The following is a 20976-nucleotide window of genomic DNA, read 5'->3' on the forward strand; positions in this document are numbered from 1 at the left end:
CAATTGTATAGACAAGCAAATACAAGAGCACAAAAACAACATCACATCAGAGAGGAGCGTATGGCCTATTCAGGTAAGGTGGATATTCAGCAGGTAATCGATGAGAGTCCCTTTTCAGGGTTTCACTGGCTTCTTATCGTGCTGGGCTTTCTGGTTCTGGCGATCGATGGTTTTGATACGGCAGCGATGGGCTACATCGCGCCTACGCTGTCGGCAGAATGGGGGATACACAAACAGGATCTGGGGCCGGTGCTGAGCGCGGCGCTGTTGGGGCTGTCGCTGGGCGCCCTGATTGCAGGCCCGGTATCGGACCGGATGGGACGCAAGCGCGTGCTGGTCTTTTCATGCCTGTTCTTCGGCCTGGCGAGCCTGGGTACGGCCTGGGCGCAAAGCCTGAATACCCTGACGCTGTGGCGCTTTCTGACGGGTCTCGGGCTCGGTGCCGCGATGCCAAACGCCATCACGCTGATTTCGGAGTTCGCTCCCCAGCGCTGCCGCGCCATGGCGATTAACACCATGTACTGCGGCTTCCCTCTGGGTGCGGCGGGCGGCGGCGCGATCTCTTCCTGGCTTATTCCCCACCACGGCTGGCGAAGCGTGCTGCTGACCGGCGCGATTGCCCCGCTGATTTTAACCGTGCTGCTGGCGCTGCTGTTGCCGGAATCGGTGAAGTTTCTGGTGCAGCGCGGGAAGGACGTTATGCAGGTTCGCCGCATCGCCAGCCGGTTCGCCTGCAGTACGCTGGAGAGCGTCACGGGCTTTTTCCTGGCGGAGGAGAAAATCACGTCTAAAAAAGGGAGCGTGTCGCAGCTGTTTTCCATGCCCTGGCTGCCCGGCACCCTGATGCTGTGGGTGACCTACTTTATGGGACTGGTGATTTACTACGTCCTGCTGAGCTGGATGCCGACGCTGATGCAGGGGATGGGTTATGCGCTGGCGGAATCCGCCTGGCTCACCTCGCTGTTCACCTTCGGCGGCACCGCAGGCATTCTGCTCGCGGGCTGGATGATGGACCGCTGGGAAGCGCACAAGGTGGTCGCAGGGGGATTTGTCCTGACGATGGGCCTGATCCTGTTACTCGGCCTTGAGCATAACCATATCGCCCTGTTTGGCGGGCTGATTTTCCTGATGGGGATCGCCATGAACGGCGCGCAGTCGGGCATGCAAACCCTGGCCGCCACCTTTTACCCTACCGAGTGCCGCGCGACGGGCATCGCCTGGATGCAGGGGATCGGCCGCTTTGGTGGCGTAGCAGGCACCATGACCAGCGCCCAGCTTCTTTCCATGCAGTGGCAGGCAGACAGTATTTTAATGATCCTCAGCGTGCCCGCCCTGGTGGCCGCGGCGGCAACCGTCTATAAAATGCTGTACAGCCGCGCGCAGGAACCCGGCGTCGCGTAGTTCCTCTCTTTTCTGCTATTCTGCCCCCGCAATTAAGGGGGCAGCATGCTTAACATCGTTTTATTCGAACCAGAAATTCCGCCGAACACCGGCAATATCATCCGCCTGTGCGCCAACACCGGTTTTCGTCTGCACATTATCGAGCCGATGGGCTTTACGTGGGACGACAAACGCCTGCGCCGTGCGGGTCTGGATTACCATGAATTTACCGCCGTGGTTCGCCATCACGATTACGCCGCGTTTCTGGAAGCAGAGAAGCCGCAGCGCATGTTCGCCCTGACCACCAAAGGCACGCCAGCGCACAGCGCCGTGAGCTATCAGGAGGGTGACTATCTGATGTTTGGCCCGGAAACCCGCGGCCTGCCGGCCACGATCCTGGATGCCCTGCCCGCTGAGCAGAAGATCCGTATTCCGATGATGCCGGACAGCCGCAGCATGAACCTGTCGAACGCGGTGTCGGTGGTGGTGTATGAAGCCTGGCGCCAGCTGGGTTATCCCGGCGCCATTCTCAGAAGTTAAATGCCGTCACCATACTCGAAGGTATGGTGAATGCCGTTGAAGTGCTGATCCATATCCATCGACGGCTTATCGCTGTCTGGCTTACCAACGATGCGCGCCGGTACGCCAGCGGCGGTGGTATGCGGCGGCACGGGCTGGAGCACAACCGAGCCCGCACCAATCTTCGCGCCGCGCCCGACTTCAATATTCCCGAGAATCTTAGCCCCCGCGCCAATCATCACCCCTTCACGAATTTTCGGGTGGCGATCGCCGCTGGTTTTACCGGTACCGCCCAGAGTGACCGACTGCAGGATTGAGACGTCATCTTCAATCACCGCCGTTTCCCCGACGACAATCCCGGTGGCGTGGTCGAGCATGATCCCGCGGCCAATCTTCGCCGCCGGGTGAATATCAACCTGGAACGTCACGGAGACCTGGTTTTGCAGGAAGATCGCCAGCGCGCGGCGGCCTTCATTCCATAACCAGTGGCCGATGCGGTAAGCCTGAAGCGCGTGGAAACCTTTCAGGTACAGCAGCGGCGTAGAGTATTTATCCACCGCCGGGTCACGCGTGCGCACGGCCTGGATATCACAGGCGGCAGAGGCGATCATTTCCGGGTCTGCGGCGTAAGCCTCTTCCACCACTTCACGAATGGCGATAGCGGGCATGATCGAGGAGGCGAGCTTGTTGGCGAGCATATAGCTCAGCGCGCTGCCGAGATTTTCGTGCTTGAGTAACGTCGCGTGGTAGAAACTGGCCAGCATTGGCTCACAGTCGGCCAGCGCCCGGGCTTCGGCTTTAATGTTATTCCAGACGATATCCAGTTCTTCACACGGCATTGCTAACTCCAGACGATAGTATAATGACTAGCCAGTTCTGCGCTGGCTGGGTCATTCAGGTGACAACGGTTCCGACTAGTTACTGCTGCGCTCGTCCTTGCGCGCACGACCTAATAAGGTCAATGCTGCCTCGCGCGCATTTTTTCCGCAATACAATACCTGATAAATTTCCTCGGTTATTGGCATTTCGACACCAAACCGGTGCGCCAACTCGCGAACTTCTTTGGTATTGCGGTAGCCTTCCACCACCTGTCCAATCTTCTCCTGCGCGGTTTTTACATCGCTGCCCTGTCCGAGCATCATGCCAAAGCGGCGGTTACGAGACTGGTTGTCGGTACAGGTCAGCACCAGATCGCCCAGACCAGCCATCCCCATAAAGGTGGCCGGATTGGCACCCAGCGCTTCGCCCAGACGGGACATCTCGGTTAAGCCGCGGGTAATCAACGCTGTACGCGCGTTGGCGCCAAAGCCAATACCGTCAGACATCCCGGCACCGATGGCAATCACGTTCTTCACCGCGCCGCCCAGCTGCACGCCGATGAAATCGGGGTTGCTGTAGACGCGGAAGCTCTTGCCGCAGTGCAGCAGTTGCTGGAGATCGTCAGAGAAGTTCTGGTCAGTGGATGCCAGCGAAATCGCCGTCGGCAGGCCCGCAGCCAGCTCTTTGGCAAAGGTCGGCCCGGAGATGACCGCCAGCGGGATTTCATCACCCAGCGCTTCGCGGGCAACGTCCTGCAGCAGGCGTCCGGTTTCCGCTTCCAGCCCTTTGGTCGCCCAGACGATACGCGCATCAGGGCGCATCAGCGGCTTGATCTGATTCAGCACGTCGCCAAAGACATGGCTCGGCACCACAATCAAAATGTTGCGGCTGGCCGCCAGCGCGGTCGCAAGATCGCTTTCCAGGTGCAGGGTGTCAGGGAACGGAACGTCCGGAAGAAACGCCACATTGCAACGGTCGCGCTGCAGCGTGGCGATATGTTTTGGATCGTGGCCCCACAGGACCACGTCGTGACCATTTCTTGCCAGCGTGATGGCAAGAGCGGTGCCGTATGAGCCGGCACCGATCACAGTCATTGACGCATTAACAGTGCTCATCAGGCATCCTGATGTTGTTCGGCACCTTCGCCAGCCTGCTGCTGCAGATAGTTCATGAACAGCGCATCAAAGTTCACTGGCGCAAGGTTCAGTTGCGGGAATGTACCGCGAGAAACCAGGCTGGTGATGCATTCACGGGCATACGGGAACAGGATGTTCGGGCAGTATGCACCCAGGCAATGCGCCATCTGGTTGCCTTCGATGCCGCCGATGGAGAAGATGCCGCCCTGCTGTACTTCGCACAGGAATGCAGTTTCTTCGCCCAGAGAGGCGGTCACGGTCACACGCAGTACGACTTCATACACGTCATCTGCCAGCTGGGTAGATGCGGTATCCAGATCAAGTTTAACCTCTGGCTGCCAGTCTTTCTGGAAAACGTGCGGCGCATTTGGCGCTTCGAAAGAGACATCCTTGGTGTAGATACGCTGGATCTGGAAAGTCATTTCAGTGTTGTTTTGTTCTGACATGGAAATACCCTTTTTAATTGTCCTAAAGTCTCTTAGCGCAGCAGCGGATCGAGTCCACCACGGGCGTCGAGCGCATACAAGTCATCACAGCCGCCAATGTGCTGCGCATCAATAAAAATCTGCGGAACCGTCGTACGACCACTACGTTGAATCATCTCTTCGCGTTTAATCGCGTCACCGTCGATCGGCAGTTCCTGGAACGTGACGCCTTTGCTGTTCAACAGCGCTTTCGCACGGTGGCAGAACGGGCACGTCGCTTTGGTGTAGATCTCAATATTGGCCATGACTGAACTCCTTATTTACCGCGAACCAAAGGAAGATTTTCCCCGCTCCAGCCGGAAATCCCTTCTTTCAGTACCGTTACATTTTCGAAGCCCGCTTTATAAAGCGCGCTGGCAGATTCCTGCGCCTGCATACCGGTCGCATCAACAACGATAATCGGCTGGGCTTTGTGTTTCTCAAGCTCACCAACGTTGTTGGCTTTGATTTCAGCTGGCAACAGGTTGATTGCGCCGGCAATGTGACCTTTACGGAAATCGTCACGCTGACGCAGATCGACAACGACGGCATCTTCTTTGTTAATCAGACGCGTCGCTTCACCACGGGTGATAACCTTAATCTTAGACGTCAGGCTCTTAAATGTGGTGAACAGCACAGCAGCCAGCAGGCCAATCCACGCGATGCTCAGAACCGGATGGCGGCTAACGAATTGCATAATTTCTTGCATGGAGGGTAACTACTCCCGACTAAGTGATAAAAAAACCAGGACAGGAGTATACCTGTGCGTTCTGGCAAATACAGCCAGCGACCATAACCTAATCCATTTTCTGCGGCATGCCACCTAAAAAAATGCCTCAAAATGGTCTGGTCAGTACCTTGCCCCCGCGCTTTCTTTGATCTTCTGCGGCTATTTGATCGATTCAGCTGTAGTAAAATTACGCAAATTTTGACTCTTGAGCATGAGGTTGTTGCAATGTCGGTTTCTAAAAAACCTATGGTACTGGTGATTCTGGATGGCTACGGCTACCGTGAAGACAGCCAGGATAACGCTATTTTCAACGCAAAAACCCCGGTCATGGATGCGCTGTGGGCAAAACGTCCGCATACCCTGATTGATGCATCCGGCCTGGAAGTCGGCCTGCCGGATCGCCAGATGGGCAACTCCGAAGTGGGTCACGTTAACCTCGGCGCAGGCCGTATCGTGTATCAGGATCTGACCCGTCTGGACGTCGAAATCAAAGAACGCACCTTCTTCGCGAACCCGGTTCTCTGCGGTGCGGTAGATAAAGCCGTTGCGGCAGGTAAAGCGGTGCACATCATGGGTCTGCTCTCCGCGGGCGGCGTGCACAGCCACGAAGATCACATCATGGCGATGGTTGAGCTGGCCGCTGAACGCGGTGCGGAAAAAATCTACCTGCACGCCTTCCTTGATGGCCGCGATACGCCACCGCGCAGTGCAAAAGGCTCTCTGCAAGCCTTCGAAGAGAAATTCGCCGCGCTGGGTAAAGGCCGCGTAGCGTCCATCATTGGCCGTTACTACGCTATGGACCGCGATAACCGCTGGGATCGCGTTGAACAGGCCTATGACCTGCTGACCCTGGCAAAAGGGGAATTCCAGTTCGCGACTGCGGTTGAAGCGCTGGAAGCCGCTTACGCGCGTGATGAAAACGATGAATTCGTGAAAGCAAGCGTGATCCGCGCTGAAGGCCAGGCCGATGCCGCCATGGAAGATGGCGACGCGCTGATCTTCATGAACTTCCGCGCTGACCGCGCGCGCGAAATCACCCGTGCGTTCGTGAATAGCGATTTCGACGGTTTCGCCCGTAAAAAAGTGGTTAAACTCGACTTCATCCAGCTGACCGAATACGCGGCAGACATCAAAGCGCCTTGCGCTTACCCACCTGCCTCGCTGGCTAATACCTTCGGCGAGTGGATGGCGAAGAACGACAAAACGCAGCTGCGAATCTCCGAAACTGAAAAATACGCGCACGTGACCTTCTTCTTTAACGGCGGCGTTGAAGAGCCGTTCAAGGGCGAAGAGCGCATTCTGATCAACTCGCCGAAAGTGGCAACTTACGATCTGCAGCCAGAAATGAGCTCTGCAGAATTGACTGAAAAACTGGTTGCGGCCATCGAAAGTGGCAAGTACGACACCATCATCTGTAACTACCCGAACGGTGACATGGTGGGCCACACTGGCGTGATGGAAGCGGCGGTTAAAGCGGTTGAAGCACTGGATCACTGCGTTGAGCAGGTTGCGAAAGCGGTTGAATCCGTTGGCGGCCAGCTGTTGATCACCGCTGACCACGGTAACGCCGAGCAGATGCGCGACCCGGCGACCGGTCAGGCGCACACCGCCCATACCAACCTGCCGGTTCCGCTGATTTATGTGGGTGATAAATCACTGAAAGCAGTGGAAGGCGGCAAGCTTTCCGACATCGCGCCAACCATGTTGTCGCTGATGGGCATGCCGATCCCTGAAGAGATGACTGGTAAGCCGCTGTTCATCGTGGAATAATCGCTCCCCATGAGGGGAAAGGCGATTTTTTCAATCACATGGGTCGTGAAGCCGCTTAGGCTATCAGTCAGACCTCTGCTTTGCGCCAGCGCACTCAGCGCTGGCGTATTGCTGTGCGCCGCATCCGCCCACGCGGATGACCGCGACCAGCTGAAATCCATTCAGGCCGATATCGCCGCCAAAGAGCGTGCGGTACGCCAGCAGCAACAGCAGCGCGCCACCCTGCTCGCCCAGCTTAAAAAGCAGGAAGAGGCGATCTCCGCTGCAGCGCGTCAGTTACGTGAAACGCAAAACACCCTCGCTCAGTTGAATAAACAGATCGACGAAATGAACGCGTCGATTGCCAAACTGGAACGCCAGCGTGATGCACAGGAACGCAACCTCGCGGCTCAGCTCAATGCCGCCTTCCGTCAGGGTGAACACACCGGCCTGCAGCTTATCCTCAGCGGTGAAGAGAGCCAGCGCGGCCAGCGTCTGCAGGCCTATTTCGGCTATCTGAACCAGGCGCGTCAGGAGACGATTGCGCAGCTGAAACAAACGCGTGAAGAGGTCTCCACCCAAAAAGCGGAGCTGGAAGAGAAGCAGAGCCAGCAGCAGACGTTGCTCTACGAACAAAAAGCGCAGCAGGCAAAACTTGAGCAGGCCCGTAACGAGCGCAAGAAAACGCTGTCCGGTCTTGAATCCTCCATTCAGGAAGGTCAGAGCCAACTGAGCGAAATGCGCGCCAACGAATCGAAACTGCGTAACAGTATCGCCCGTGCGGAAGCCGCAGCGAAGGCGCGTGCCGAAAAAGAGGCCCGCGAGGCGCAGGCGGTTCGCGACAAGCAGCAGGAAGCCTCCCGCAAAGGGACCACCTACAAGCCAAGCGAAAGCGAACGCTCCCTGATGTCCCGTACCGGCGGTCTGGGTTCCCCTCGCGGCCAGGCCTACTGGCCCGTTCGCGGCACTATTCTGCATCGCTATGGCGAACAGCTGCAGGGTGAGCTACGGTGGAAAGGGATCGTTATCGGTGCGTCTGAAGGTAGCGAAGTGAAAGCCATCGCCGATGGCCGCGTGATCCTGGCCGACTGGCTGCAGGGTTACGGGCTGGTGGTGGTGGTCGAACACGGTAAAGGCGACATGAGTCTTTACGGCTACAACCAGAGCGCGCTGGTCAGCGTCGGCACCCAGGTGCGCGCGGGCCAACCCATCGCCCTTGTGGGCAGCAGTGGCGGTCAGGGCCGCCCGTCACTCTATTTCGAAATTCGTCGTCAGGGTCAGGCGGTCAATCCACAGCCGTGGTTGGGAAGATAAGTTTTGCTTCAGTTTCGTCGAATGATTCTCTCCGTCGTCAGCGCGCTGGCGCTGGCTGCACCGGTATACGCAGGTAAACTCGCCATCGTGATTGATGACTTCGGTTATCGTCCGCACTATGAAAATCAGGTGCTGGCGATGCCGTCAGCCATCTCCGTCGCCGTCCTGCCGAATGCGCCACACGCGCATGAGATGGCGACCAAAGCCCACAATAGCGGTCATCAGGTGCTCATCCATCTGCCGATGGCACCGCTCAGCAAGCAGCCGCTGGAAAAAGACACCCTGCGCCCGGATATGAGCAGCGATGAGATCGAGCGCATCATCCGCGACGCCTACAACAAAGTGCCGTATGCCGTGGGTCTGAACAACCATATGGGCAGCGCGATGACCTCCAGCCTGTACGGAATGCTGAAAGTGATGCAGGCGCTGGAACGTTACAATCTCTACTTCCTCGACAGCATGACCATCGGCAACAGCCAGGCGATGCGTGCCGCTCAGGGTACGGGCGTAAAGGTGATTAAGCGCAAGGTGTTCCTTGACGATACCCAGAACGAAGCTGATATTCGCGCGCAGTTTAACCGCGCCGTGCAGCTTGCGCGCCGTAACGGTTCGGCCATTGCCATTGGGCACCCGCACCCATCTACCGTTCGCGTCCTGCAACAAATGCTGCCGACCCTACCTGCTGATATCACGCTGGTACGCCCGAGCGATCTGCTCAATGAACCGCAGGTAGATACGTCTCGTCCGGAGAGCGCTCAACCTCCGGCAACGCAGCCGCGTAATCCGTTCCGCGGCGTGAAGAACTGCACGCTGAAAAAGCCGATCGAGCCGGTGCATGCATCCCGCTTCTTTACGGTCATCAGCGAAAGCGTGGGCCAGAGTACGCTGGTGCAATACTTCCAGCACCAGTGGCAGGGATGGGGTAAAAAAGTCTCAGCGAACCAACCCCAGTGACAGGCGATTAAGGTAGAAAAATGCCGCAACGACACAAGATTCTCCTCCTCGATACCGGTAAAGAGTGGGGAGGAGGCACCAACAGCATGCTCGAACTTCTGAAGCGCATTAACCGCGAGAAGTTCGATATTACCTGTTGTTTTTACAGTGACTACAGTCGGGCCGAAGGGCAAACCATCGGCCAGGTGTTGAACGGCATTGGTATCCCCTTAATTGTCATTCCTCAGGATAAGCAGCCTGCATGGGCGAAGATTGCCAAAGAGCTGGGCCGCAGCCTGCTGTTTTTCTCGCGCAGCGCGCGGAAGGCGTTTACGCGCCATATTGATACCCTGTGGCGCATTCGCCCCAACGTCAGCAAGATCGAGACGATTTTCAGGGATGGCGGTTTCGATACGCTTTACATGAACAATCAGCCGGGCTCTAACGAAGAAGGTTATCTGGCGGGCGCGAAGCTGCGCGCGCGGATCATCCAGCACTGCCGCATTGAACCGGTGCTGACGCCGCCGCTGGTGAAGCTGGTGAATGCCCATGCCACAAAAATCATCGCCGTGTCACACGGCGTTGAGCGCGTGTTACTTCAGCATGGCGTCCGGCCCGAACTGTGTACCACGGTCAACAACGCCATCGACATCCACCAGCCTTTGCCCGATCGACGCGCCATGCGCCAGCGCCTGAACATTGATGATGAGACGTTTGTGTTCGGCAGCATTGGGTCGCTGATCCCTCGCAAGGCCAACCACCACACGCTGGAGGCGCTGGCCCAGTTCAGCCAGAAGCATCCGCAGGCAAAATGGAAGATGGTGCTGGTTGGTGAAGGGGGTGAGCGTGGCGCGCTGGCGGCACAGGCTGACGCGCTGGGTATTGCTGAACACGTGATTTTTACCGGTTTTCAGAACACGCCTTTTGACTACCTTGCCACCTTTGACGCGTTTATTCTCGCCTCGCAGAGCGAAGGCCTTCCCCGCGTCGTGCTGGAAGCGATGCTGCTGAATATCCCCGTCATTGGTTCAAAGGTGACCGGCACGGCAGAATTGATCGACCACGAGTCGACCGGGCTGCTTTTCCCGTGGAGCGATGTGTCGCAACTTGCTCAACATCTGGATAATATCTGGCAGGATCCTGAATTACGCGCCCGGCTCGCCGCGGCTGCGCATCAGAATGTCTGCAACGTGTATGCCATTGAAAGCTATGTTAACGGTGTCGAGGCCGTGCTTGGCGCGCAATAACCAAACGAGAACAACATGTTTAAATTCCTGAATGCCCGCTACCGCCACATCACCGGGCGACATAACATTCCGTACGCTTCCCTTCCGGTCACGCGCGAGCTCGTGGCGGTGGACTCCATCGTGATCCCATGTACGGGCGCGGATTTCGTAGAAGAAGCGTTGTTGTCAGCGACCTTTGCAGAGCGTTATGCCACCGGCGTCAGCGAAATTGTTATCGTCAGCGATCAGCCTGAATCCGCTTTCGGCGAACTGCCGCCAAAAACCCGCGTCGTTACGCTTACCCTTCCGGTACGCGAGGAAAGTTACCGCTATAAGCAGATCTACCTCAGCCGTCTGGTGAAGCTGAACGCTCCGCTGCAGGCGCGTGGTGAAGGCGTATTGATGATCGACTCCGATCTCAACCTGCTGAAGATGCCAGAGATTAACATGGCCGATATGCACATCTACTCCAGCTTCCGTCAGGGCAAAATGATTGCCAAACTGGACGGCGCACCAGCGGAGAAAGTGCCGGCGTATTACAAAGAGACGGTGCGTCCATATCTGGTCGATCACGTTAACGGCGCGTTTCTTGCCGCCACCAAAAAGACCTGGCGCCGTATCTGCCCGCTGTGGCTGACGCTGTTCCAGGATACCTGGGAACTGATGGACGACACGCAGCCGCCGACCGATCAGCTGCCGCTCGCCGCGCTGCTGGACATGCTGGATTTAAAAACGGTTAACCTGGGTGACTGGATGAACTGGCCGGTCTCCAAGAAGATCGGCGGTCAGGAAGCCGTTGTGCCGAAAGAGGTGATTGGCGCGCACGGTGGTTTCCCGCTTTCCGAATGGCAGAAGTATCTTGCATCGCCGAATAATAAGCTGCTGTTCAAAGGTCAGGATTACACCCGCAAGGTGCGTTACCTGACGGACGAAGAGAAAAAGAATCAGTAAAAAAAGGGGCCGCAGGCCCCTTTTTTATTACTTATCCCAGCTCAGGATCACTTTCCCTGACTGGCCGGAACGCATCGCGTCGAAGCCCTGCTGGAACTCATCGATGGAGAAACGGTGAGTAATAATCGGGGACAGATCCAGGCCGGACTGGATCAGCGCCGCCATCTTGTACCAGGTCTCGAACATCTCGCGGCCATAAATGCCCTTGATGAACAGCCCTTTGAAGATGACTTTGTTCCAGTCGATGGACATATCTGACGGCGGAATACCCAGCATCGCGATACGGCCACCGTGGTTCATGGTGTCCAGCATGGTGCGGAACGCCGGCGGCGCGCCGGACATCTCCAGACCCACGTCAAAGCCTTCGGTCATGCCCAGCTCTTCCATCACGTCGGTCAGGCTCTCTTTCGAGACATCCACCGCGCGGGTGACGCCCATTTTGCGCGCCAGCGACAGGCGGTATTCGTTTACGTCGGTGATCACCACGTTGCGCGCACCCACGTGCTTCGCCACGGCGGCGGCCATAATGCCGATTGGGCCCGCGCCGGAGACCAGCACGTCTTCACCCACAAGGTCGAAGGAGAGCGCGGTGTGTACCGCGTTGCCGAACGGGTCGAAAATGGAGGCCAGATCGTCAGAGATATTGTCCGGAATTTTGAACGCGTTAAACGCCGGGATCACCAGGTATTCCGCGAAGCAGCCCGGACGGTTTACGCCCACGCCGACGGTGTTGCGGCACAGGTGCGTGCGTCCGCCGCGGCAGTTACGGCAGTGGCCGCAGGTAATATGGCCTTCACCGGAGACGCGATCGCCAATCTTGAAGCCTTTCACTTCCTGGCCGATGCCGACCACTTCGCCGACATATTCGTGACCGACAACCATCGGTACCGGAATGGTTTTCTGCGACCACTGGTCCCAGTTGTAGATGTGAACGTCAGTACCGCAGATGGCGGTTTTACGAATTTTGATCAGCAGATCGTTATGACCGACTTCCGGCTCCGGCACGTCGGTCATCCAAATCCCTTCTTCCGCTTTCAGTTTGGATAACGCTTTCATCACACGTCCTCAGGCAATTACGCCCAGCTGTTTACCGATGCGGGTAAAGGCTTCCACCGCACGTTCAATTTGTTCAGGCGAGTGCGCCGCAGACATCTGGGTGCGGATACGCGCCTGACCTTTTGGCACCACCGGGAAGAAGAACCCGGTGACGTAGATCCCCTCTTTCTGCAGCTCGCGGGCAAACTTCTGCGCGATGACCGCATCGCCCAGCATCACTGGAATGATCGCATGGTCGGCACCGGCCAGGGTGAACCCTGCGGCGCTCATTTTTTCACGGAACAGGCGGGCGTTGGACCACAAGCGGTCGCGCAGTTCGGCGCCGGATTCCACCATCTCCAGCACTTTGATGGACGCAGCCACAATCGCCGGTGCCAGGGAGTTGGAGAACAGATACGGGCGGGAGCGCTGGCGCAGCCACTCGACCACCTCTTTACGCGCGGCGGTATAGCCGCCGGACGCGCCGCCGAGCGCTTTGCCCAGCGTACCGGTGATGATGTCCACGCGGCCCATCACGTCGCAGTATTCATGGGAACCACGGCCGTTTTCACCCACAAAGCCAACCGCGTGAGAGTCATCGACCATCACCAGCGCGTCGTATTTATCCGCCAGGTCGCACACGCCCTTCAGGTTAGCGATCACGCCGTCCATGGAGAACACGCCGTCGGTGGCGATCAGCACGTGGCGAGCACCCGCTTCACGGGCCTCTTTCAGGCGGGCTTCCAGCTCAACCATGTCGTTGTTGGCGTAGCGGAAGCGCTTCGCTTTACACAGGCGTACGCCGTCGATGATGGAGGCGTGGTTCAGGGCGTCGGAGATAATCGCATCTTCTGCGCCGAGCAGGGTCTCAAACAGACCGCCGTTGGCGTCGAAGCAGGAGGAGTACAGAATCGCGTCTTCCATTCCGAGGAAGCTCGCCAGCTTTTGCTCAAGCTGCTTGTGGCTGTCCTGCGTACCGCAGATGAAACGTACGGAGGCCATGCCGAAACCGTGGGTATCCATGCCGTTTTTTGCAGCGGCAATCAGCTCAGGGTGATTCGCAAGCCCCAGATAGTTGTTCGCACAAAAGTTAATCACGTGGCTGCCGTCGGCAACGGTGATGTCCGCCTGCTGAGCAGACGTGATAATACGCTCTTCCTTGAACAACCCTTCCGCACGTGCGGTGTCGAGGTCGCTGTTTAACTGTTTGTAAAAATCACCACGCATTGCAATTCTCCAGACTCGGCAAATTTCGGCACATATTACCCAAACCTATAGTTCATGACGAGATGACGCAGTATCTCTTCTCGTTTTTGCAGCATAAATCACGTGTAACCCTGCTGCATATCGGTGAATGGCTGAAGGGTCGCCATACTAATGATATGATATGAATATTAGCGTCCGGGATTGTCCCCGGGCTCCACACTTCAAAGGTTACAGTTATGATCATCGTTACCGGCGGCGCGGGCTTTATCGGCAGCAACATTATCAAGGCCCTCAATGACAAAGGCATCACCGACATCCTGGTGGTGGACAACCTGAAAGACGGCACCAAGTTCATTAACCTGGTGGATCTGAACATCGCTGACTACATGGATAAAGAAGACTTCCTTATCCAGATTATGGCGGGTGAAGAGTTCGGCGAGATCGAGGCCATCTTCCACGAAGGTGCGTGCTCCTCCACCACCGAGTGGGACGGCAAGTACATGATGGACAACAACTATCAGTACTCCAAAGAGCTCCTGCACTACTGCCTGGAGCGTGAAATTCCGTTCCTGTATGCTTCCTCCGCGGCAACCTACGGCGGCCGCACCTCTGACTTCATCGAGTCACGCGAGTACGAGCAGCCGCTGAACGTCTATGGCTACTCCAAGTTCCTGTTCGACGAATACGTGCGTCAGGTTCTGCCAGAAGCGAACTCGCAGATTGTCGGCTTCCGCTACTTCAACGTCTACGGTCCGCGCGAAGGCCACAAAGGCAGCATGGCGAGCGTGGCGTTCCACCTGAACACCCAGCTGAATAACGGCGAAAGCCCGAAACTGTTCGAAGGCAGCGACGGCTTTAAGCGTGATTTCGTCTACGTGGGCGACGTTGCGGCCGTAAACCTGTGGTTCTGGGAAAACGGTGTCTCCGGCATCTTTAACCTGGGCACGGGCCGCGCAGAATCCTTCCAGGCGGTGGCTGACGCGACGCTGGCATACCATAAGAAAGGCAGCATTGAGTACATTCCGTTCCCGGACAAGCTGAAAGGCCGCTACCAGGCGTTCACCCAGGCTGACCTGACCAACCTGCGCGCCGCGGGCTACGACAAGCCGTTCAAGACCGTTGCCGAAGGCGTAACGGAATATATGTCCTGGCTGAACCGCGACGCATAAGCATGAAGATTCTGGTGATCGGCCCGTCATGGGTGGGCGACATGATGATGTCGCAAAGTCTCTATCGCACGCTCAAGGCGCGTTATCCCCAGGCGATAATCGACGTGATGGCACCCGCATGGTGCCGTCCGCTGTTATCGCGTATGCCGGAAGTAAACGAGGCGATCCCGATGCCGCTTGGCCACGGGGCGCTGGAGATCGGCGAACGTCGCAAGCTCGGCCATAGCCTTCGCGAGAAGCGCTATGACCGCGCGTACGTGCTGCCAAACTCCTTTAAATCCGCCCTCGTGCCTTTCTTTGCGGGCATCCCGCACCGTACCGGCTGGCGCGGTGAAATGCGCTACGGCCTGCTGAACGACGCGCGAGTGCTGGATAAAGAGGCCTGGCCGCTGATGGTGGAGCGCTACGTGGCGCTGGCCTACGACAAAGGCGTGATGCGCAGCGCGAAAGACCTGCCGCAGCCGCTGCTGTGGCCGCAGCTTCAGGTTAACGACGGGGAGAAATCCCAAATCTGTAACGCGTTTGGCATTTCGTCCGAACGCCCGATGATTGGCTTCTGCCCTGGCGCGGAATTTGGCCCGGCGAAACGCTGGCCGCACTACCACTACGCCGAGCTGGCAAAACAGCTGATCGACGAAGGTTATCAGATTGTCCTGTTTGGCTCGGCAAAGGATCACGAGGCGGGCAACGAAATTCTCGCCACGCTGAGCAACGAGCAGCAGGCCTGGTGCCGCAATCTGGCCGGCGAAACGCAGCTCGAGCAGGCGGTTATCCTGATTGCCGCCTGTAAGGCCGTGGTCAGCAACGACTCTGGCCTGATGCACGTCGCCGCCGCGCTGGACCGTCCTTTGGTCGCGCTGTATGGCCCAAGCAGCCCGGACTTCACGCCGCCGCTGTCGCACAAAGCGCGCGTAATTCGTTTGATCACCGGCTACCACAAGGTACGCAAAGGCGACGCCGCAGAAGGTTACCATCAGAGCCTGATCGACATTACCCCCCAGCGAGTTCTTGAGGAACTCAACGCACTGCTGTTGAGCGAAGAAGGATAACGGATGCGGGTATTGATCGTAAAAACCTCTTCGATGGGCGATGTTCTGCATACGCTGCCGTCGCTGACGGACGCCGTGCGGGCCATTCCCGGCATCCGTTTTGACTGGGTGGTGGAAGAAGGCTTCGCGCAGATCCCCACCTGGCATGAAGCGGTTGACCGCGTGATCCCGGTGGCGATTCGCCGCTGGCGCAAAGCGTGGTTCTCCGCACCGATTAAGGCCGAACGCAAAGCCTTCCGCGAGGCGGTGCAGGCGCAGCGTTACGACGCGATTATCGACGCGCAGGGGCTGGTCAAAAGCGCCGCGCTGGTGACGCGTTTAGCGCACGGCATAAAGCACGGCATGGACTGGCACACCGCCCGCGAACCGCTGGCGAGCCTGTTCTATAACCGTCGCCATCATATTGCGAAGCAGCAGCACGCTGTGGAACGCACCCGCGAGCTGTTCGCGAAAAGCCTGGGCTATGCGAAACCGGAAACCCAGGGTGACTATGCCATTGCACAGCATTTTTTGCACAATACAGATCCCTCTGCTCAGCCTTATCTTGTCTTCCTGCATGCCACAACGCGCGACGATAAGCACTGGCCGGAAACGCACTGGCGAAGGCTGATTGAACTAATGCAACCCGCCGGTATCCATATTAAACTCCCGTGGGGCGCTGAGCATGAGCGGCAACGTGCGGAGCGTCTGGCAGCAGGCTTTACCCACGTCGAGGTGTTACCCAAACTCACGCTGGCACAGGTTGCCGCAGAGCTGGCAGGCGCTAACGCCGTCGTTTCCGTGGATACGGGTTTAAGCCATTTAACCGCGGCGCTGGATCGTCCAAATATCACTCTTTTTGGCCCGACCGATCCCGGCCTGATCGGGGGCTATGGCAAAAACCAGCATCAGATGGTCAGCCCGACTCAGCAAACGAAGGATATCAGCGCAGATGCAATTTTTTCATTTTTACAGGGCAGCCATTGGCTTTCCAACAGGGATATTTAACCCATGAGTTACGTATTTCTGCTGATTTTACTCTTTCCGGTAAAGCTTCTCCGAAAGCTGTTCCGCAAAGAGACAGGGAAAAACCTGGTCATTCAGACAGCCAAAATCGGCGATTTTGTTAATGCAACGCCCCTTCTGGCCTGGCTGCAAAAAAGCGACGTGCTCATCAGTCGCGGCGTAGGCGCGCTGGCGAAGAATGATGAGACAATCGAAGAGATTTTTTTTATCGAGCAGCATAAGCGTAACCTGTGGCGAAAGCTGCTCTTTGCCTGCAGGATCATGAACCGCTATGACAACGTCTATCTCCTGCAACCCAACAGCGTAAATCTCTTTTTCGCCTCCGTGTGCAATGCTAAAAACAAGCAATTTTTGAGCACTTACACGCGCAGGTGGTATCACGGTATTTTCTATGCAACGGCAGACGGTACGGTTGAGCACGAAAAGAAGACGCTGTCCGTCACGAACTATCTTAAGCTGGCGGATCGCTCGCTGACCTGGAAAGACTCTCCCAAGCACGCCACAAAGCCACTGTTTAAACCCGCAACCTATCCGGCTATTCTTGATAAACCCGGCGTTATCCGCATTGGCATCAGTATCGCCGCAGGGAATAAAGCGAAAACCGTTCCACCGGGCATCTGGAAACGGATTGCCGATCGCCTCGCCGACCTGCCCTGCGAGTTTTACGTGTTTGGCGCACCAAATGAACAATCATGGATGGACGATATCACCCGCGCTTACGGTGAGTTGCCCAACTTTATTAATCTTATTGGCAAGCTCTCGCTGGAAGAACTTCCGTGGGCCATTTCTAAGATGGACTGCTATATCGCGTCTGACTCCGGAAATGTCTACATTGCCGATGCAGTGGGCGTGCCGGTCGTCTTACTGTTCGGTCCGTGCTGTCACTACGAGCAGCGCCCGCTTGGCAACGTATTGCTGATTGGTAATGATGACAATATTTGCTCGTATGTTTTTGAAACTCGTTATTACTTCTCACAAAGCCGGGAAGAGCTCTTCGCGGTAACAGATGAATCGCTGGACGAACTCAAACATTTCATTTGCGGGCTGCCAACAGCAAATTCTGCCTTTGATGCGCAGGGAAACTAATTACTATGGCTTTTCTCAGCATCATTATTGCCGCACATAATGCCGAAAACACGCTTCACGCCACGCTGGAAAGCCTGCAAAACGCGATAGAGAATGCAGGCGATGATGTAGAAATCATTATCTTTAATGACAGTTCCGATGATGCCACTCAGGATATCATTGAGACGTGGTTACCAAAGCTTCCGAATGCGCAATCCCGATACGTTGAGTACCGTAACGTAGGACATGTTCGAAACGGCGCGGTCTCTCTGGCATCAGGCGAATACATTACGATGCTGGATAGCGATGACCTGTTGAAACCAGGCAGCATCCGGGACGCCGTCGCATTCCTGAAAGCAGAGCGGCCTGATATGCTGCTGACGCGCCTGCTGGAAATACGGGACATGCGGAAAATCACCTCCGACTGGCAGGGATTCACGCCTGCCTTATTGTCGCAAAGCGATGCAATAAAGCGTTTCCTCCAGCACAAAGATTTTCAGGCGCATCTCATCGGGCAATTCGTGCATCGCAAACTGTATGCAAGCAATCCGATCCCTTCAATGGTCTGTTATGAGGATTTCGCGGTATTTCCCGGCATGCTGATGCAAGCGGGTAAAATATTCTACCAGCGTCAGGGGCACTATTATTACATCAAACGCAGCGACAGTTTATCGAGCCGTCTCGACGCCGGTAAAATCACTACACTCGTTGAATGTACGTTACAGATGGAAAAAACATTCCCGCGCTCGTTTAAGCATCTTGTTAATTGCCACTGGTTTGATATCTACAGTAACCATCGGCAACATCTGACCGACCCGCAGCTCAAACTGGTTAAGCAGCGGGTAAACGCACTTTATTCTTTCTCTTTCTTCCTCTCCGGAGATGTACGTTTCAGCTACAAAAAAAGGGTCATTGAGGCATTATGGAAAAAGTAAAACTGCGGCTCTATCAGCTGACGCTGATTTTGAGCCTCATTTCGTTTGCACTGGCGCTGCTGAGCTCAGGAAAACAACGCGAATTTTTCTATATTGCGGTTTATGCCAGCATTATCGGCTTAGCTTGCGAATATAAAAAAATCACCCTGCGCCCCTTTTCAATCGCGCTCCCCATATTGCTGATTGGGTTGCTCAATCTTGTCTGGTATATGGTGTACGAATATCATAGCGAAGGTTTAAACGCTTACAGTGATTATCTGGGTGCCAGTAAGAAACTGATATTAGCGAGCGTTCTCGTTTTCTATCTTGACCGCTTTAAAACTTACGTCGATAAACGCGCTTTCCAGAAGTACTTCCTGTACGCGGCAGGTGCAGGGTTTGTCCTCGCCACGGGATATGGCTTGTGGCAGGCGACGCAGGGTGTAGATCGTGTTGAGATGGCCATAAATCGTCCTACCGTATCGGCCTATGTTTACTCTGTTCTGTCGCTGGCGTTGGTATACAGTCTTTATCTTCAAAAAAACAGAAAACTGTATGTGGTAGCGGGTTTCACCGTATTAATTTCCTGGTTCGTCATTCTTTTGACGGGGACGCGTGCTGCAATGGGGCTGTATTTGCTTCTGGCGATTGTGCTAACGCTTTACCACTTCAGAAGAATTCATCTTAAATCGATGCTCATTTTCTTATGTGTTGTGGCGGGCATTATTATCGTTAGCTACAAGCCGTTGATCTCGCCAAAAATAGATCAAACGCAGATGGAAGTAGAGCGCTACCAACAAGGCTATGACGCCACGTCACTCGGCGCGCGTTTTTCCATGTGGATTGTTGGTATTCAGAACGGACTTGCCCACCCACTGGGACAATCAATTGAAGAGCGAGAGGTATGGACGCAGCGTTATATTCAAGAGGGGCATCCCCACCTCGTCTCGGCGCTGCAGTATATTAGGATACATCTGCACAACGAATTCATCGAAAAATACTCCCTGCAGGGGCTTCCGGGTCTGGCGATATTACTCTTTTTCTTCGTTTCGATGATCGCGTACGCGCTGAAGAACAGAAATGGCCTGCTGCTATCGACCATGCTGCTTTTATTACTTTATGGCCTGACGGACGTTATTTTACTGAGCTCAGAAGCCCTAATCTTCTTTGTCACCGTGTTTGCACTGAGCACACCGTTCTCGCAAACCAGACAACATCACTAAGCGATAATGCCCGCCTGGCGGGCATTATTTTTTCTTGTATTGATAAAACTCCGCCAGCGTCATCCCTGTCGTCTTATCGGATAGCCAGCTAAAAAGCGCTTCTAAATCCTGATATAACCCTTCAATCGCCGCTTCGTCTTTAAACGTAGGACTTCCACCCGGCATAAATTCAGACGAGTGAAGCATAAACTCCACATAATCCTGCCCCTGCGACAGGCATTGCTGCGCCACCTGAATCATCTGCGAGGCATTGCCACCGGTCGGTCGTAGCCAGTTCACGGAGGGCGAACGATATTTACCGCGAAGCCGATCGTATCCCTGTTTGATCGTATTCAGCCAGGCCGGATGTTTATACTGAATGCTCATTGGCACTTCGAGTAAAGGGCTATTGCCCTCCCGGGAAATCGTATCTAAATCCATAAAATAGGCGTGATCGGGGAAGTGCTGATAATCCGTTCCGCCATTACCCTGCGGAGCACCTTTCGCATTGCGCCAGTTAACGCGTGGCGTCACGGAGCAATCAACCTGGTAGCCCAGTTCAACGAGCAATTTTGCATAGCGGCTATCAAATGACCAACGACCGGCGCGGTGGCTCAGCATTTTGGTCTGGAATGTCTCTTCCAGCAGACGGGTCATGTACAGCACTTTCTCACGCATCATCTCGTCTGAAAATTCAATCAGATAAGGTTGCCAGCGCCAGTCATCTCCCGTGAGATCGTGCTCAGGGGGGCTATTCCATGCGTGAAGGTGCATTCCCACCTCCCCCTGACCACGGGCGATCACGTCCCTTGCGAATTCGATGAAAACGGGCTCGATCGCCATCTCATAGTTTGTCAGCCAGACGGGCTTAAAACCAAAACGCTCACACAGGGTCTGGAACCGGGCCAGATAGCGCGCGTTTTCCGTTTTAATGACGCGGTGGTTCTGCCAGAGATTATCGCCCTCAGTATCAATCGTGATGATAAACGCTGGTTTTTTCATAATGAGTCCGCAAGACAGGGAAGTTAGCGCTATGTTACGCACTCTCCAAAGCCTGAGTAAACCCTTCCTGGGAAATTCCTGAGATTATGGAGAAAGAGTGCAAGTCGC

21 protein-coding genes are annotated in these 20976 nt (G+C 55.8%); 13 read left to right on the forward strand and 8 right to left on the reverse strand.

Going from position 1 to position 20976, the window contains the following annotated elements; translation table 11 throughout:
* The first annotated feature begins 60 nt into the window (after positions 1–60).
* Positions 61–1401 (forward strand): MFS transporter, encoded by a 1341-nt coding sequence (locus D5066_RS17310; RefSeq protein ID WP_119916644.1) that lies wholly within the window; start codon positions 61–63, stop codon positions 1399–1401.
* Between the two features lie 45 nt (positions 1402–1446).
* Positions 1447–1920 (forward strand): tRNA (uridine(34)/cytosine(34)/5-carboxymethylaminomethyluridine(34)-2'-O)-methyltransferase TrmL, encoded by a 474-nt coding sequence (trmL, locus tag D5066_RS17315; RefSeq protein WP_028015039.1) that lies wholly within the window; start codon positions 1447–1449, stop codon positions 1918–1920.
* Here trmL and cysE read toward each other — a convergent pair.
* The 5 genes from cysE to D5066_RS17340 form a co-directional block, all read right to left on the reverse strand.
* Positions 1917–2738, reverse strand: a complete 822-nt coding sequence (gene cysE, locus D5066_RS17320) for a serine O-acetyltransferase (RefSeq protein ID WP_008502718.1) — start codon at positions 2736–2738, stop codon at positions 1917–1919. The two genes, trmL and cysE, sit on opposite strands and share 4 nt — an antisense overlap.
* A 75-nt stretch (positions 2739–2813) precedes the next feature.
* Positions 2814–3833 (reverse strand): NAD(P)H-dependent glycerol-3-phosphate dehydrogenase, encoded by a 1020-nt coding sequence (gpsA, locus tag D5066_RS17325; protein WP_119916646.1) that lies wholly within the window; start codon positions 3831–3833, stop codon positions 2814–2816.
* On the reverse strand, positions 3833–4300 hold the full coding sequence (gene secB, locus D5066_RS17330; protein ID WP_003860835.1) for a protein-export chaperone SecB: 468 nt from the start codon (positions 4298–4300) through the stop codon (positions 3833–3835). Before secB ends, gpsA begins: the two co-directional genes overlap by 1 nt.
* A 32-nt stretch (positions 4301–4332) precedes the next feature.
* Positions 4333–4584 carry a glutaredoxin 3 gene (gene grxC, locus D5066_RS17335; RefSeq protein WP_080329847.1) on the reverse strand — a complete coding sequence of 84 codons (252 nt, stop codon included), beginning with the start codon at positions 4582–4584 and terminating at the stop codon, positions 4333–4335.
* An 11-nt stretch (positions 4585–4595) separates the two neighbouring features.
* Positions 4596–5027: a rhodanese-like domain-containing protein gene (locus D5066_RS17340; protein ID WP_014882007.1), complete on the reverse strand. Its 432-nt coding sequence runs from the start codon at positions 5025–5027 to the stop codon at positions 4596–4598.
* Between the two features lie 246 nt (positions 5028–5273).
* Between D5066_RS17340 and gpmM the strand changes: the two genes are divergently transcribed.
* Genes gpmM through D5066_RS17365 form a run of 5 tightly spaced genes read left to right on the forward strand, consistent with a single transcriptional unit; the run spans position 5274 to position 11221 of the window.
* Complete coding sequence (gene gpmM, locus D5066_RS17345; RefSeq protein WP_080329846.1) at positions 5274–6818, forward strand: 2,3-bisphosphoglycerate-independent phosphoglycerate mutase; 1545 nt, start codon at positions 5274–5276, stop codon at positions 6816–6818.
* Between the two features lie 33 nt (positions 6819–6851).
* Entirely contained in the window at positions 6852–8111 is a 1260-nt protein-coding gene (gene envC / locus D5066_RS17350; RefSeq protein WP_244288151.1) for a murein hydrolase activator EnvC, read from the forward strand.
* A 3-nt stretch (positions 8112–8114) separates the two neighbouring features.
* Positions 8115–9065, forward strand: a complete 951-nt coding sequence (locus tag D5066_RS17355; protein ID WP_080329844.1) for a divergent polysaccharide deacetylase family protein — start codon at positions 8115–8117, stop codon at positions 9063–9065.
* A gap of 20 nt (positions 9066–9085) precedes the next feature.
* Entirely contained in the window at positions 9086–10291 is a 1206-nt protein-coding gene (locus D5066_RS17360; RefSeq protein WP_119916648.1) for a glycosyltransferase, read from the forward strand.
* Between the two features lie 15 nt (positions 10292–10306).
* A complete protein-coding gene (locus D5066_RS17365; protein ID WP_119916649.1) occupies positions 10307–11221 on the forward strand; it encodes a hypothetical protein in 915 nt (304 codons plus the stop codon).
* Positions 11222–11248: 27 nt separating this feature from the next.
* On the opposite strand, the gene tdh is transcribed toward D5066_RS17365, so the two are convergent.
* Together tdh and kbl are read right to left on the reverse strand one after the other, a co-directional pair.
* On the reverse strand, positions 11249–12277 hold the full coding sequence (tdh, locus tag D5066_RS17370) for an L-threonine 3-dehydrogenase (RefSeq protein WP_042717745.1): 1029 nt from the start codon (positions 12275–12277) through the stop codon (positions 11249–11251).
* Positions 12278–12286: 9 nt separating this feature from the next.
* The gene (gene kbl / locus D5066_RS17375; protein WP_080329841.1) at positions 12287–13483 is read right to left on the reverse strand and encodes a glycine C-acetyltransferase; all 1197 of its coding nucleotides are present in this window, start codon (positions 13481–13483) and stop codon (positions 12287–12289) included.
* Positions 13484–13698: 215 nt separating this feature from the next.
* Between kbl and rfaD the strand changes: the two genes are divergently transcribed.
* The 6 genes from rfaD to D5066_RS17405 are packed head-to-tail and all read left to right on the forward strand — an operon-like array spanning position 13699 to position 19887.
* Positions 13699–14631, forward strand: a complete 933-nt coding sequence (gene rfaD / locus D5066_RS17380; RefSeq protein ID WP_119916651.1) for an ADP-glyceromanno-heptose 6-epimerase — start codon at positions 13699–13701, stop codon at positions 14629–14631.
* A gap of 2 nt (positions 14632–14633) precedes the next feature.
* Entirely contained in the window at positions 14634–15680 is a 1047-nt protein-coding gene (rfaF, locus tag D5066_RS17385) for an ADP-heptose--LPS heptosyltransferase RfaF (RefSeq protein ID WP_119916652.1), read from the forward strand.
* Positions 15681–15683: 3 nt separating this feature from the next.
* Complete coding sequence (gene rfaC / locus D5066_RS17390; protein WP_119916654.1) at positions 15684–16667, forward strand: lipopolysaccharide heptosyltransferase RfaC; 984 nt, start codon at positions 15684–15686, stop codon at positions 16665–16667.
* A gap of 3 nt (positions 16668–16670) precedes the next feature.
* The gene (locus D5066_RS17395; RefSeq protein ID WP_119916655.1) at positions 16671–17771 is read left to right on the forward strand and encodes a glycosyltransferase family 9 protein; all 1101 of its coding nucleotides are present in this window, start codon (positions 16671–16673) and stop codon (positions 17769–17771) included.
* A gap of 5 nt (positions 17772–17776) precedes the next feature.
* Positions 17777–18685 (forward strand): glycosyltransferase family 2 protein, encoded by a 909-nt coding sequence (locus tag D5066_RS17400; protein WP_119916657.1) that lies wholly within the window; start codon positions 17777–17779, stop codon positions 18683–18685.
* Positions 18673–19887, forward strand: a complete 1215-nt coding sequence (locus D5066_RS17405) for an O-antigen ligase family protein (protein ID WP_119916658.1) — start codon at positions 18673–18675, stop codon at positions 19885–19887. The genes D5066_RS17400 and D5066_RS17405 overlap by 13 nt, the downstream gene beginning before the upstream one ends.
* 24 nt (positions 19888–19911) lie before the next feature.
* On the opposite strand, the gene D5066_RS17410 is transcribed toward D5066_RS17405, so the two are convergent.
* A complete protein-coding gene (locus tag D5066_RS17410) occupies positions 19912–20868 on the reverse strand; it encodes a polysaccharide deacetylase family protein (RefSeq protein WP_119916659.1) in 957 nt (318 codons plus the stop codon).
* Between the last annotated feature and the right edge of the window lie 108 nt (positions 20869–20976).

It is taken from the genome of Enterobacter chuandaensis, assembly GCF_003594915.1.
Lineage (GTDB): Bacteria > Pseudomonadota > Gammaproteobacteria > Enterobacterales > Enterobacteriaceae > Enterobacter > Enterobacter chuandaensis.

Excerpts from the sequence above, each read along its gene's own strand:
- D5066_RS17410 (WP_119916659.1), bottom strand. The coding sequence starts at position 20,868 with ATGAAAAAACCAGCGTTTATCATCACGATTGATACTGAGGGCGATAAT.
- D5066_RS17400 (WP_119916657.1), top strand. The coding sequence starts at position 17,777 with ATGGCTTTTCTCAGCATCATTATTGCCGCACATAATGCCGAAAACACG.
- D5066_RS17365 (WP_119916649.1), top strand. The coding sequence starts at position 10,307 with ATGTTTAAATTCCTGAATGCCCGCTACCGCCACATCACCGGGCGACAT.
- cysE (WP_008502718.1), bottom strand. The coding sequence starts at position 2,738 with ATGCCGTGTGAAGAACTGGATATCGTCTGGAATAACATTAAAGCCGAA.
- tdh (WP_042717745.1), bottom strand. The coding sequence starts at position 12,277 with ATGAAAGCGTTATCCAAACTGAAAGCGGAAGAAGGGATTTGGATGACC.
- D5066_RS17360 (WP_119916648.1), top strand. The coding sequence starts at position 9,086 with ATGCCGCAACGACACAAGATTCTCCTCCTCGATACCGGTAAAGAGTGG.
- rfaD (WP_119916651.1), top strand. The coding sequence starts at position 13,699 with ATGATCATCGTTACCGGCGGCGCGGGCTTTATCGGCAGCAACATTATC.
- D5066_RS17310 (WP_119916644.1), top strand. The coding sequence starts at position 61 with ATGGCCTATTCAGGTAAGGTGGATATTCAGCAGGTAATCGATGAGAGT.
- D5066_RS17395 (WP_119916655.1), top strand. The coding sequence starts at position 16,671 with ATGAGTTACGTATTTCTGCTGATTTTACTCTTTCCGGTAAAGCTTCTC.
- gpsA (WP_119916646.1), bottom strand. The coding sequence starts at position 3,833 with ATGAGCACTGTTAATGCGTCAATGACTGTGATCGGTGCCGGCTCATAC.
- kbl (WP_080329841.1), bottom strand. The coding sequence starts at position 13,483 with ATGCGTGGTGATTTTTACAAACAGTTAAACAGCGACCTCGACACCGCA.
- gpmM (WP_080329846.1), top strand. The coding sequence starts at position 5,274 with ATGTCGGTTTCTAAAAAACCTATGGTACTGGTGATTCTGGATGGCTAC.
- rfaF (WP_119916652.1), top strand. The coding sequence starts at position 14,634 with ATGAAGATTCTGGTGATCGGCCCGTCATGGGTGGGCGACATGATGATG.
- secB (WP_003860835.1), bottom strand. The coding sequence starts at position 4,300 with ATGTCAGAACAAAACAACACTGAAATGACTTTCCAGATCCAGCGTATC.
- grxC (WP_080329847.1), bottom strand. The coding sequence starts at position 4,584 with ATGGCCAATATTGAGATCTACACCAAAGCGACGTGCCCGTTCTGCCAC.
- D5066_RS17340 (WP_014882007.1), bottom strand. The coding sequence starts at position 5,027 with ATGCAAGAAATTATGCAATTCGTTAGCCGCCATCCGGTTCTGAGCATC.
- rfaC (WP_119916654.1), top strand. The coding sequence starts at position 15,684 with ATGCGGGTATTGATCGTAAAAACCTCTTCGATGGGCGATGTTCTGCAT.
- D5066_RS17405 (WP_119916658.1), top strand. The coding sequence starts at position 18,673 with ATGGAAAAAGTAAAACTGCGGCTCTATCAGCTGACGCTGATTTTGAGC.
- trmL (WP_028015039.1), top strand. The coding sequence starts at position 1,447 with ATGCTTAACATCGTTTTATTCGAACCAGAAATTCCGCCGAACACCGGC.